Origin of the sequence: Dyadobacter frigoris, assembly GCF_005280585.1 — a bacterium.
GTDB classification, from domain to species: Bacteria; Bacteroidota; Bacteroidia; order Cytophagales; family Spirosomataceae; genus Dyadobacter; species Dyadobacter frigoris.
The window spans coordinates 76,162-89,262 of the sequence record NZ_SZVO01000014.1 but is presented as its reverse complement, the minus strand read 5'-3'; the positions used below and the strand labels follow the sequence as shown (position 1 = coordinate 89,262).

General features: G+C 39.1%; 13 protein-coding genes. 9 read left to right on the top strand and 4 right to left on the bottom strand.

The genetic code is table 11. From position 1 onward, the window contains the following. Positions 1 to 81 precede the first annotated feature (81 nt). Positions 82 to 429, bottom strand: a complete 348-nt coding sequence (locus FDK13_RS25765) for a 4Fe-4S binding protein (protein ID WP_137342895.1) — start codon at positions 427 to 429, stop codon at positions 82 to 84. 132 nt (positions 430 to 561) lie between these two features. Here FDK13_RS25765 and FDK13_RS25760 point away from each other — a divergent pair, with 132 nt between their 5' ends. Next, positions 562 to 1,581: an acyl-CoA reductase gene (locus FDK13_RS25760; protein WP_170982920.1), complete on the top strand. Its 1,020-nt coding sequence runs from the start codon at positions 562 to 564 to the stop codon at positions 1,579 to 1,581. 46 nt (positions 1,582 to 1,627) lie between these two features. On the opposite strand, the gene FDK13_RS25755 is transcribed toward FDK13_RS25760, so the two are convergent. Then, positions 1,628 to 2,377, bottom strand: coding sequence for an alpha/beta hydrolase (locus FDK13_RS25755; protein ID WP_229216218.1), 750 nt, complete (start codon positions 2,375 to 2,377; stop codon positions 1,628 to 1,630). A gap of 119 nt (positions 2,378 to 2,496) precedes the next feature. Next, entirely contained in the window at positions 2,497 to 3,567 is a 1,071-nt protein-coding gene (locus FDK13_RS25750) for a carboxypeptidase-like regulatory domain-containing protein (protein ID WP_137342894.1), read from the bottom strand. A gap of 282 nt (positions 3,568 to 3,849) precedes the next feature. Here FDK13_RS25750 and FDK13_RS25745 point away from each other — a divergent pair, with 282 nt between their 5' ends. The 8 genes from FDK13_RS25745 (at position 3,850) to FDK13_RS25710 (ending at position 12,449) form a co-directional block, all read left to right on the top strand. Continuing rightward, a complete protein-coding gene (locus tag FDK13_RS25745) occupies positions 3,850 to 4,557 on the top strand; it encodes an esterase family protein (protein ID WP_137342893.1) in 708 nt (235 codons plus the stop codon). A gap of 108 nt (positions 4,558 to 4,665) precedes the next feature. Next, positions 4,666 to 5,937 carry an ATP-grasp domain-containing protein gene (locus FDK13_RS25740; RefSeq protein WP_229216217.1) on the top strand — a complete coding sequence of 424 codons (1,272 nt, stop codon included), beginning with the start codon at positions 4,666 to 4,668 and terminating at the stop codon, positions 5,935 to 5,937. 33 nt (positions 5,938 to 5,970) lie between these two features. Further along, on the top strand, positions 5,971 to 7,071 hold the full coding sequence (locus FDK13_RS25735) for a carboxylate-amine ligase (RefSeq protein ID WP_137342892.1): 1,101 nt from the start codon (positions 5,971 to 5,973) through the stop codon (positions 7,069 to 7,071). Between the two features lie 166 nt (positions 7,072 to 7,237). Beyond that, the gene (locus FDK13_RS25730; protein WP_137342891.1) at positions 7,238 to 8,095 is read left to right on the top strand and encodes a type 1 glutamine amidotransferase; all 858 of its coding nucleotides are present in this window, start codon (positions 7,238 to 7,240) and stop codon (positions 8,093 to 8,095) included. A gap of 37 nt (positions 8,096 to 8,132) precedes the next feature. Then, positions 8,133 to 9,326 carry an ATP-grasp domain-containing protein gene (locus FDK13_RS25725; protein WP_137342890.1) on the top strand — a complete coding sequence of 398 codons (1,194 nt, stop codon included), beginning with the start codon at positions 8,133 to 8,135 and terminating at the stop codon, positions 9,324 to 9,326. 86 nt (positions 9,327 to 9,412) lie between these two features. Beyond that, positions 9,413 to 10,624 (top strand): aspartate aminotransferase family protein, encoded by a 1,212-nt coding sequence (locus FDK13_RS25720; protein WP_137342889.1) that lies wholly within the window; start codon positions 9,413 to 9,415, stop codon positions 10,622 to 10,624. A gap of 55 nt (positions 10,625 to 10,679) precedes the next feature. Further along, positions 10,680 to 11,555 (top strand): aldose 1-epimerase family protein, encoded by an 876-nt coding sequence (locus FDK13_RS25715; protein ID WP_229216216.1) that lies wholly within the window; start codon positions 10,680 to 10,682, stop codon positions 11,553 to 11,555. Between the two features lie 78 nt (positions 11,556 to 11,633). Next, positions 11,634 to 12,449, top strand: coding sequence for a serine hydrolase (locus tag FDK13_RS25710; RefSeq protein WP_229216215.1), 816 nt, complete (start codon positions 11,634 to 11,636; stop codon positions 12,447 to 12,449). Positions 12,450 to 12,711: 262 nt separating this feature from the next. On the opposite strand, the gene trxA is transcribed toward FDK13_RS25710, so the two are convergent. Next, entirely contained in the window at positions 12,712 to 13,044 is a 333-nt protein-coding gene (trxA, locus tag FDK13_RS25705) for a thioredoxin (RefSeq protein ID WP_090338216.1), read from the bottom strand. Between the last annotated feature and the right edge of the window lie 57 nt (positions 13,045 to 13,101).

The window sequence follows — 13,101 nt, the reverse complement described above, 5'->3', positions numbered from 1 at the left end:
TTTTACTATTAAAAAAAAACAGGGCACAAAAAAAGACCCACTGTTGAGTGGGTCTTTAAAGCATTAACTGGTAATTATGGCTTATTCACCATGCATCCAAGCTTTTTTAGCCAGTAAAGTTTCTTCCTCTTCCTCATTTTCAGGATCAGGCACGCAGCAATCCACCGGGCAAACGGCAGCGCATTGCGGTTCTTCATGAAAGCCTACACACTCGGTACATTTATCTGTTACTATATAATAGAATTCGTCAGAAACAGGTGACTGTTTTTCTTTACCGCTGATAACGGTGCCGTCTCCAAAATCTACCTCGTCCAAACTCGTACCATCCCCCCAAGTCCATTCTACACCTCCTTCATAAATAGCCGTATTGGGGCACTCTGGCTCGCACGCCCCACAATTTATGCATTCATCGGTTATCATTATAGCCATAGTCGCCGGATTGTTTATATTTGTTCCTATTTTTCTCCTTAATAGACTAACAAATATAACTATTTAAAGTTTCCCGACAATCAGAAAAATAAAAACAGATTTACAAATTTAATTATTTTTAGTTTCCCTGGAATGATATCAAGAATTCAACGCATAAATGCCTTTATTAAGTTAGGAAATTTTTTGAAAGACCCTAAAAACGGGGACTATCTTCAGGAATTGGCCATTAGTGCCAATAGAAAAAACAACTGGTTTACGCCGGTCAATGTGCTTGGGTCGTTAAATGCAATTGCCACCCGCTTTCTGTCGGAAGAAACCCTTGTTGCCTGGGTTGAAAAATATCCGGAACCTGAAACTTACCGGAAAATCGGTGTTATCATGGCCGGCAACATTCCGGCTGTTGGGTTTCACGATGTATTATGTGTTTTGATCAGCGGACATAAATTACTGGCAAAACCCAGTTCAGATGACCCTGTCCTGATTCCCGCTCTCCTGGAAAAACTTATCGAGATAGAACCAGCCTTTTCTGATTGCATATTTTTCGTAGACAGACTTAATGATTCTGACGCTTACATTGCCACCGGAAGCGATAATACCGCACGATATTTTCACTATTATTTTTCAAAAAAACCGAATATAATCAGGAAGAACCGGACTTCACTGGCCGTGATCAGTGGTAACGAAAGCGAAAATGAATTGCACGCTTTGGGCAATGATATTTTACAATATTTTGGCCTCGGATGCAGAAATGTTTCCAAGCTCTATGTTCCCAAAGGATATGATTTTACCAAGTTTTTCGAATCTATTCAATCCTTTGATCATCTGTGTCTTAATCACCACAAATACTTCAATAACTACGAATACAACAAATCCATTTTACTGGTAAATCGTGTTCTTCATTATGATAATGGATTTTTAATGCTGACTGAAAGTCCGGCAATGGTATCTCCTATCAGTGTTGTTCATTACGAAACCTATGAAAACATGGAATCCATGAAAGGTTATCTTGAAGAAAATTCGGGGAAAATCCAATGTGTTGTGGGAGACAAAAACAATTTCCCCAACGCAATTCCTTTTGGACATACACAAGAGCCTGAGCTATCCGATTATGCAGATTCTGTTGACACTATGAAGTTCCTGACTTCTTTATAATATATTATTCATGAGAAGCGGAAAAACAAACCCGCTTTTCATGAAATTATTTTCCAAATGCCCAGATCAGGAAATCAGGCATTGCACGAGACCAGGTCTCAGGATTATGTTCCCCTCCTATCGTTTCACAATAATTAATATCTTTCCCCCAGGCAAATCCTTTCCGTTCGAGTTCGGCTATACATTCCAGCGTATCCTGGATTGAATCAATAATACCATCATGATCGCGGTCGTCGGTTTCGTCATTGGTACCGGTCTGAAACCAGAATCTCAAATCCTGTTTTGTTTGCGAATTCCTGATCTGTTCGTGCATGATACGGTCAATATCCCTGTATCCTGCATCCAGCGCCTTTTGCCTCCACCATAACGCACCCGAAAATATCCCGGTTTTTGAAAAAACATCCGAATGATTCCAAACCATATCAAGCGCCATCAAACCACCAAGAGAAAATCCGGCATAGGTGATATTTTGCGTTTCAATCGGATAATTTTCGTTTAAAAAAGACAGTAATTCCTTCAATACAAAATCGGTAGTAGCGCCTGCCTTGCTTCCGCGGTGGGCATAATCAGGCTTACAAACCGTTCCATATTCCTGCAAGCGATCTGTTCCGGCATGAATACCTACAACGATAACGGGTTGGATTGTCTCATTAATTTGTAAATCGGTAAGAATATGATTCATCCGGAGCGCTTCAAAATCCTGCCCGTCGTTTATTAAAAGCAATGGATATTGGCGTGCTTCATTATAATGTACAGGAAGCCTTATTGAGATAAGAACTTCGCGATGAAGAAACAAAGAAGATATGCTTTGCTCAATACACAAAAGATGGGGATCGGATGAAATCAAAATAAACTGGAAAAACGATAAAGCAACAAGGTAACAGATGCAGTGTTTTAATAAAAGAAAGATTAAAATTATTCCGGTTGCGGAAAATAGTCAAACGGTAACATATCCCCTACTTTATCCCAGCTCCAATATCCATTAAATATGATCCCAAGGGGTTTTTCAAACCTTCCGTTTTTATCCAAAAGGACATACTGATCTTTTAATGTTATGGTTGACGTTTGATATGACGCTTTTTTAATACCTGAGCTATTGTTAGCGTAAACATATTCAAGGTCTTCCATTTTGCGGAGATAAACAACCCGCAACGCTCCTTTAAATTCCATCTTCGCTTCATTGTCAGGATAAGAAAGATATTCGTCATAAGACACATCTCCATATGTTATAGCTCTGGTTACCCGAAATCCCTCCTGCTGTAATTTTTGGTCTCTGAGTGACCGTGCGAAATGCATCGAAGAACCTTGAAATACTTCTAACCGTTTTTCTGCCCATTGCCGCTTTTGCGAGTCTTTCCCATCCATTGGTTCGAAATGCGGATAGCCCAAATAACTTACATAACCTTCGCTTTTATTCAACACAAATGCGATCAATAAGAAGTTGATGTTATATCCCAACTCAGGATTTTGGATTTTCAAAGGTTCTTTGGCGGTGACCGTTAATGTTTGTTTTTCAACATTAAATTCCGTTATCAACGCATCAGGATTAAGCAATTTACATTTTTGGGCAATTGCACTTTTACCTAAAAAATAATCCTTAAACAACCTCAGATTCGAATACCAGGAAGCATCACGCTTACCGGTAACAGAAATTGCATCTAATGCATAGGCCTGCTGTGGAATTTTAAACAAAACTGGCGTCATGGCCATTTCATCGTTTTTAATCATTATGGGATGAACGATAGGTGCGTACCCTACCAACGAAACCACGACCTCATATTTCCCGGGATCCAGCATTAAGGAAAAGCCTCCGTTGTCATTTGTTAAAGTACCAATCGTTGAATTGGTTATGTACACTGAGACAAATTCTAGCGGCTTATTCGTTTCTTCATCTATTACACGGCCCTTGAACATCTTCTTTTGGGCGGAAGCTGTACCCGAATTAAATGTAAATAATAGCAGGATGTATAAACTTACAGTTTTCATAGCTGGCGCGGTTTATAACTAAAAATCTAAGTAGTATTTAGTTACAAAATACACTATTACATTTATTTTAAAAATTATATCGGAAGATTTTTACTTTCTCCCGGTCATCCAACTTTTTTTTCACTCAAAAATATATCACTTTTATCAGTTTTCACTTTTTCCGACTTTTAAGAAAATTTGCCTTTTGAATTAAACAGCCCTTGTTTATTCGCAATATTTACTTATTTGCTTCTTATTATATGTTTTGTATATTTCAACATCAACCATAAAAATCTGCTCACATTGGAGGAAAAACATATAAAATATTACTCACACCATCTCGGACGTGATATCGAGATGCTGGTGTATGGCAGCTGGGGTTATCCGATTTTAGTATTTCCCACAACACTTGGACGATATTATCAGGCAAAAGATATGGGACTAATCGAGTCGGTCCGTGGTCTTGTTGATTCGGGAAAATATAAAATTTATTGTATTGATTCAGTAGATGCAGATTCCTGGTATGCAAAACATTTAAATCCCGAAGCCCGTGTTTTAAATCACATTCAGTATGATAAATTTCTTACAAACGAACTTGTTCCTTATATCCGGAATGAATGTCGCGTAGATAAAATTGGTGTTGCAGGATGCAGTTTCGGCGGTTTCCACTCTGCCAATTTTGCTTTTCGGCATCCTGATACTGTGGCTTACCTGGTGAGTATGAGCGGAGCTTTTGATATACGTAATTTCATGGACGGCTTTTATGATGACAACGTCTATTTCAGCAATCCGGTGGATTTTATGCCAAACGAACAAAGCTGGCGGTATAACCATATGAAGATTGTGCTGGGTACTTCCGACTGGGATATTTGTCTGGAGAGTAATATTAAGATGTCGAATATTCTCAGTTCAAAAGGTATCGACCACTGGCTGGATATCAGGGGCTGGGAAAAACATGACTGGCAACTTTGGAACAAAATGTTTCCTGATTATCTGAGCAGAATTATGTGAGCCAATTTGGCTCTTTTGCACCATTTTGATATTTGGAAAAAATAAAAATATTAAAATCCCTCGTAGATACCACCATTTAACAATCAAAATCATTAACAACAAGTCATTATGAAAAAAATCGGAATACTCTTTGGAATGGAAAATACCTTTCCACAGGCATTTATAGATCGCGTTAACAGTAAGGGTGAAAAAGATATTATTGCAGAAGCAGTAACAATCGAAAAAGTCGTCCAGGCCGATCCAACTGAATATGCTGTAATCATTGACAGGATTTCACAGGATGTTCCGTTTTACAGGGCTTATCTCAAAAATGCAGCTTTATGCGGCACTGCCGTAATTAATAATCCTTTCTGGTGGAGCGCAGATGAAAAGTTTTTTAATAACGCACTGGCCGAAAAAATCGGGGTACCCGTCCCAAAAACCGTTTTAATTCCTTCAAAGGAAAGACCAACGGATACTTCGGAAACTTCATTTCGAAATCTAAAATTCCCGTTAGCCTGGGAAGAAATGTTTCAATATATAGGATTCCCTGCTTATATGAAACCACATGATGGTGGTGGCTGGAAGAGTGTTTATCAGGTGAACGATCCGCATGATATGTGGAGAAAACATGAGGAAACGGGTCAGTTGATCATGATGCTTCAGGAAGAAATCCAGTTTGAAGATTATTTTCGCTGCTACTGTATTGGTCAGAAAGATGTGTTGATCATGCCTTACGAACCGAGAAATCCCCATCACCTGCGTTATGCTTCCGAAATAAAAGCAAAAGGCGAAGAAGCTGAAAAACTTTTGGCAACGATCAAGGAATATACTTTGAAACTGAATATTGCTTTGGGTTACGATTTTAATACGGTGGAATTTGCTGTACGGGACGGAATTCCCATTGCTATTGATTTCTGTAATCCGGCGCCGGATGCGGATATTTATTCTGTTGGTAACGATAACTTCGAATGGGTTGTTGAGGCCGCAGCAAACATGGCAATTGACCGGGCGAAAAGTCATAAATCCGGCCAGACAAACCTGACATGGGGAACATTTATAAAAGACTCTGTTGGTGTTTCTTTGCAAGCTCCGGAAATTGCCCCGAAAGCAACTGAAGTGGTTGCAGCAAAAACGGTTAAGCCGAAAAAAGAAACTGTTGCAAAAACAGAAACTACTGAAACCCCTGCACCAGTTGCGGCCGTGAAGGAAAAAGCACCAGCTCCGATTGCCTTTGAAGAAATCCCGAAAAGAAAAGCTGCGCCTGAAAAAGTGGAAGCAAAAGAAACTGCACCCGCTAAACCGGCTGTAAAAGTTACAACAAAAAAAGCGGTGACTCCAAAAGCGGTAACAGCGGAAACTCCTAAAAAAGCAAGCAGCAAAACGACAAAAAAGAAATAGCAGCCAATATATTACTAACCTCAGCATCAAAATATGGCGACTTTCACACTCGGAATTGAAGAAGAATTTCAAACGATTGACCCTGTTACCAGAAATCTGCGTTCCCACATGTCTAAATTAGTTGAAGACGGGAAAATAACGCTGAAAGAACGGGTAAAGGCTGAAATGCACCAGGCAGTGGTGGAAGTAGGTACCAATATTTGTCATAACATCCAGGAGGCCAGAGAGGAAGTTACCTATCTGCGTAAAATGATCCTGGATCTGGCTGCCAAGCAAGATTTACAGGTGGGAGCCGCCGGAACCCATCCGTTTGCGGACTGGGTGGAACAGTTGATCACTCCCGATCCGCGTTATGATGAAATTATTGACGAGATGCGTGATGTGGCCAGAGGAAATCTGATTTTTGGTTTGCACGTGCATGTTGGAATAGAAAACCGAAACGAGGGAATTGAAATCATGAATGCTGTAAGATATTTCCTACCCCATATTTATGCATTGTCTACGAATTCGCCGTTTTGGTGTGGCCGAAATACGGGGTTTAAGTCATATAGATCCAAGGTTTTTGACAAATTTCCAAGAACCGGTATTCCCGATTATTTTTCAAGTGCAGCTGAATACGATGAATATATAAATCTGTTGGTCAAGACAAAATGTATCGATAACGGTAAAAAAATCTGGTGGGATATCAGGCTTCATCCTTTTTTCAATACCATCGAATTCCGGATGTGTGATGTACCTATGCGTACGGATGAAACCATTTGTCTGGCCGCTATTATGCAGGCGCTTGTGGCCAAAATCCATAAACTGCACCGCATGAACCTCAGTTTCCGGCCATATCACCGCATGTTGATCAATGAAAACAAATGGCGCGCAGCGCGTTACGGCATCAGCGGAAAACTGATCGATTTTGGAAAACAGGAAGAAGTCGAATATAAATTACTAGTGGTAGAATTACTGGAATTTATTGATGACGTAATTGACGAATTGGGAAGCAGAAAAGAGATCGAATATATTCACCAGATACTGGAAATGGGCACAGGCGCAGACAGGCAGCTGGCTGTTTTTGAACAAACAAATGATTTGAAAGCCGTGGTGGATTACATTGTTTCAGAAACGAAAATCGGAATTTATTAACGGGTCACATTCTTATTAATAATTGATTGAAAGAAGAATTCTTTTTAGTACTAACTAAGGGAATTCTTCTTTTTGTTGAATCAAATGAGGAAATTTACGTTTTAAAATAAAGGCAATAACAAAACGGAGTACCAAAATAATCATCAGCTTTGGGCCCTATCTAAAAATGAACAACGATAAGAAACAGTTCAGAATCGCTATTCTGGACATGTACAACGGCTTTGAAAATGAGGGGATGCGTTGTATTAAAAAAATCATCACCGGGTTTGGTGAAAGAGAATTATTGAATCTGACATACGAAATTTTCGACGTACGTCAGAAACTTGAAGTACCCGGAATGGACTTTGACGCTTATATTTCCACAGGTGGACCGGGAAATCCTGCTCCTTCGGGCGAAGCCTGGGAACGTAAATTCTTTCGTTTTCTCGATCAGTTAACACAATATAATGCAAGCCGGCACAATCGTACAAAAAAACATCTTTTCCTGATTTGTCACTCGTTCCAAATGGCGAGCATTCACTGGCAAATAGGTGCTGTTGGAAGAAGAAGAAAAACTTCATTCGGGACATTTCCTGTTCATAAAACTTCCTGGGGAAGGAAAGATCCTGTACTTAATCCGCTAAATGATCCGTTCTGGATTGTTGATTCCAGAGATTTCCAGGTAATCCAGCCAGACCAGCAGGCGATAGATAATATGGGTGCGAAAATTATTTGTCTTGAAAAAATACGCCCTCATGTAAAGCTTGAACGCGCAATAATGGCGATCCGTTTTTCAAAAGAAATTGTTGGAACACAATTTCATCCCGAAGCAGATTCGGAAGGAATGCTGAGATATTTTTTAAGAGATGATAAGAAAAAAAGCATCATTGAAAATCACGGTGAAGCAAAATATAACGACATGATCGAGCATTTGAACGATCCTGATAAAATCAAAATGACGGAGGCGACAATCATTCCGATGTTTTTAAAAATGGCATTTGACAAAATTCAGGAGTCAGAAAGTATTCCTGTTACTGTTAAATAAACCATGCATTCATTCAACAAAGTAAATTCAGGAAAATATGCATCAGGAAGCACGGAAGCAATTTAACCAGTCATTTTCTGAGGAAAAATACCAGCAGCTTAAAAATGAAATTCAAACAGATTATCCTGATAAGCTTGATTTTCGTGTAGCCGAAACGCCAGTTTTTGTTCCGAAAGATTTAAAAAATAAATTGGTTGAAGCTTGCGAGGAGATTATCGAAACCATTATTTCCGATGATTTCAAATCGAGAACGGATCGTGCGATTCCGGCAGGCCAAAATGTTCCGAATGAAAATGGACATTCTTCTTTTCTGGCTATTGACTTTGCTATTTGTAAAGATAAAAATGGTGCATTAGTTCCTAAATTAATTGAATTACAGGGATTTGCTTCTCTCTATGCCTATCAGGGATATTTATCAGAAACCTTCAAAAAGTATTTTCCGATTCCTGAAAATTTTTCATATTCTTTCGGCTCTCAAAATTTCGAAGGGTACGTTGAGGATTTGAAAAAGCTGATCGTAGGCGAAGAAAATCCTGAAAATGTTATTTTACTCGAAATATTCCCTGAAAAACAAAAAACCAGAATTGACTTTGCTTTGACAGAAAAACTGCTTGGCGTAAAAGCGGTTTGTTATACCAAGCTGATCAAGGAAGGACGTAATCTTTTTTATGAAGAAGATGGACGAAAAATCCAGGTCAAACGAATTTATAACCGGTTAATTTTTGACGATCTGCAAAATTATCCCGGCCTGGAAACAAGCTATCATTTTACGGATGATGTTGATGTCGCCTGGGTTGGTCACCCAAACTGGTTTTTTAGGATAAGTAAATTCACTTTGCCTTTTTTAAAGGGCGAATACATTCCGGAAACCAGATTTGTTTCGGACTATGGAAATAATTTTCCGGTCGATCTTGAAAATTATGTTTTAAAACCGCTGTTTTCTTTTGCAGGCACCGGTGTCCAGCTTCATGTCGATCAAGAAATGTTAAAAGAAATAACGGATCCTGAAAACTATATTTTACAGAAAAAGGTAATTTATGAACCGGTTGTGCAAGCACCTGACGGGCTCGTGAAATGTGAAGTCAGGATGATGTATGGCTGGCCGGATAACGAAGATAAACCTCGTTTATTAACGAGTCTAAGCAGACTTAGTCGCGGAGAAATGATTGGCGTCCGTTTTAATAAGGACTTCACCTGGGTAGGTGGGACAGCATGTTTTTTTGAAGAATAATACTTTGGCTTTCAATTTCGAAAAAATATGGAAAGTTTAATATTTTAGAATAATATAATTAATAAAAAAAGTATAATAAGTATTAAATGCATATTTCACATCGTCAACATTTTTTTGATCATATTGCCCAGACATCCGACTTTCCTCTTGCCCTTGAAATTGAAAAAGCAGAAGGTGTGTACATGTACGGAACGGATGGAAAACGCTATTTGGACCTGATTTCCGGCATTGGCGTAAGTAATGTTGGCCACAGACATCCGGAAGTTTTAGCGGCTCTGCACCAGCAACTGGACAAACATATGCACTTGCTGGTTTATGGTGAATTTATCCAAAGCACACAAGTACAACTGGCAAAAGCGTTGGCAGATACTTTAAATTTTGAATCAGAAAATCCATCTCCTTTTGGTAAAATTGATAATGTATATTTTACCAATTCAGGAACCGAAGCGGTGGAAGGCGCTATGAAACTGGCCAAACGTTTTACCGGCCGAACAGAATTTATTTCCTGTTACAACGCCTATCACGGCTCCACCCAGGGCGCATTAAGCCTTTCGGGAGCAGAATCCTTCAAGCGGAATTTCCGTCCATTATTACCCGGCATCAGAAATATTGAACATGGAAATAGTGCAGATTTACAATTTATTACTTCCAAAACAGCTGCGGTTATCATTGAAATAATCGGAGGGGAATCAGGCGTACGCGTTCCAACTTTGGATTATATAAAAGCACTTCGCAAAAGATGTACGGAAGTAGGTGCATTGTTAATTCTTGATGAAGTTCAGACTGGATTCGGGCGCACGGGTTCCTTCTGGGCATTTGAACAATATGACATTTACCCTGACGTGCTTTTAAGTGCCAAAGGTATGGGCGGCGGAATGCCAATTGGTGCTTTTATGTCTTCTCAGGAAGTTATGAGCGTTTTTAAAAACAATCCGGTTTTGGGACATATCACAACTTTTGGCGGACATCCGGTAAGTTCGGCAGCTTCTCTTGCAGCTCTTCAGGTAACTTTGAAAGAAAATCTGGCTCAAAAATCAGTTGCGAAAGGAGACCTTTTCAAATCATTACTGGTTCATCCAAAAATCAAAGAAGTTAGAGGAAAAGGATTAATGCTGGCGGCAGAAATGGATTCCTTTGAAGTTTTAAAACAAACAATTGACAGCTGTATTGCGAAAGGTGTTATAACTGATTGGTTTCTTTTTTGTGACAATTCCATGCGTCTTGCTCCTCCGCTGATCATTACCGAAGAGCAAATCAGAGAAGGATGTAGGGTGATAATGGAAGTATTGGAACAATAAATTAGACATTACTAACCAAATTTATTTTAATGATTAATAAACTTTAAATTAGATCATGGCTACGATAGAAAACGATATTCTTAGAATTGGCGTCAGTGAACTTGGTGCAGAACTTTGTGAAATCCATTCCAAAATTTCAGGTAAGGAATATATGTGGGATGCAAATCCGGACATTTGGGGGAGCTATGCGCCGGTACTTTTTCCGGTTATCGGAGCCATTAAAGATGGCTATGTTCTGATTAAAGGACGGCAATACAAGGTACCCAGACATGGTTTTGTACGAAATAATCCCAATGTCACAATTGTTGAGCAAACTAAAAACAGCCTTACTTACGGTTTGAAATACAGTGAAAAAACATTGCAGATCTATCCATACGAGTTTGAGTTCCTGATCACTTTTTCACTTGAAGGAAACAAAATTACTGTAAGCCATCAGATCATAAATCATGGCGACTACACTATGTTTTTTTCTCTTGGCGGGCACCCTGCATTTAAATGTCCCGTTAACGCAGACGAGGAATATGAAGATTATTACCTTGAATTCGAAAAAACGGAAAACGCCGCAACCTGGCTTTTAGAAAAAGACGGTCTGGTTGGGAAAACAACAAAGCCGGTCATTCAGAATTCGAATATCTTGCCATTACAATCAGATATGTTTGATAACGATGCGCTGATATTTAAAAATCTGAATTCGACGAGTGTAAGTTTGAAAAGTAAAAAATCTGCTCAATCTGTTCATGTTGAATATTCAGGATTTCCCTATCTCGGCATTTGGGCAAAACCAAATGCAAAGTTTGTTTGTATAGAACCTTGGCTCGGTATCGCAGACAACGCCGACAGCGACCATAATTTTGAAACCAAGGAAGGCATATTAAGCCTGGCTGCCAAAGACACTTTTAACGCATCGTACTTAATCGCAATCCAAGAATAATGTATGAAACAAGTATGCTTTACAATCGCTTTATTTTGCCTGTCAAATCTCTCTGTTTTCGGGCAGTCAAAATTAAAAATGGGAGATTTAAAGCAGAAAATTTCAACTGAATTATCAAAACACAAAGGCTCTTACGCCGTTGCTCTCAAGGATCTGACTACCGGTGAAGAGTTATCAATTAACGAGCTCCAAACTTTTCATGCGGCCAGTACAATGAAAATGCCCGTCATGATTGAAGTTTTCAAACAAGCCTCTCAGGGGAAATTTAAACTGACAGATTCGATCACAATTAAGAATGAATTTAAAAGTATTGTGGACGGAAGTTCGTACAGCCAGGATTCTATTCAGGATAGTGATCACATTCTTTACAGGCATATTGGAGAAAAACGTGCGATTAAAGATCTGGTTTATGAGATGATCATTGTCAGCAGCAATTTTGCGACGAATATGGTTATTGATCTCGTTGGCGCAAAAAATGTAACGCAGACCATGCGGGATTTAGGGGCAAAAGATATTCTGATTCTTCGTGGTGTTGAAGATGCAAAAGCATTTCAAAAAGGTTTGAATAACACCACGAATGCGTATGATCTGCGGTTACTTTTTGAAAAAATGGCGCTTGGTAAAATCGTGAGCCAGAAAGCGTGTGATGCTATGATAAAGATTTTACTGGATCAAAAATTCAACGATGTTATTCCTGGAAACCTTCCAAAAGATGTAAAAGTTGCTCACAAAACTGGCGGACTTCCTAATATTCAACACGATAGCGGAATCGTTTTCCTGCCGGATGGTAGAAAATATGTGCTCGTAATTTTGTCAAGAGACTGGGAAAACGAAGCGGCAAACAGGAAAATGCTTGCAGGAATTTCTGAAATGATTTATTTGAATTTGAAATAAGGGCTTCTAGTTACGGCTCAATAAGAGCCTCCTGTTTATAGAAGAGGTAAATTGGGTAGAAGATATTGGCTCCATAGGAGCCTCCTGATAGTAGGGTACCAGGAAACTGCGATACAGTTAACTGGTTAATTCAGGATTTTTTTCTATAACAGGTAATCCCAAAGGGATTTGAGCAGAAACTTCTTAGATGAAACGCGGTAGAAGTCCAATAAAAAAGGCTCCTCACGGAGCCTCTTTTATATAAATCCTGAAACTGTTAAAATTAAACAGTCGCTACGATTTGAGCATTTAATTTATCTTCCAAAGTAGTTTTAGGCACTACACCTACAACTTTATCTACCAACTGACCATTTTTGAAGATCATTAAAGTAGGGATACTGCGGATACCAAACTTAGCAGGAATTGCCGAATTCATATCTACATCCATTTTACCAATAACAGCTTTTCCTTCATACTCGCCTGCCAATTGCTCCACAACCGGCCCGATCATTTTACAAGGACCACACCATTCCGCCCAGAAATCAACAAGTACAGGCTGATCGCCCTGAATAAGTTCTTCAAAAGTGCTATCGGTAATTTCAAGTGCTTTTCCCATGTCAATAAGTGTCTATTTTGATATTAATTAGTTGAGATAATAATGAAAAAAGTACTA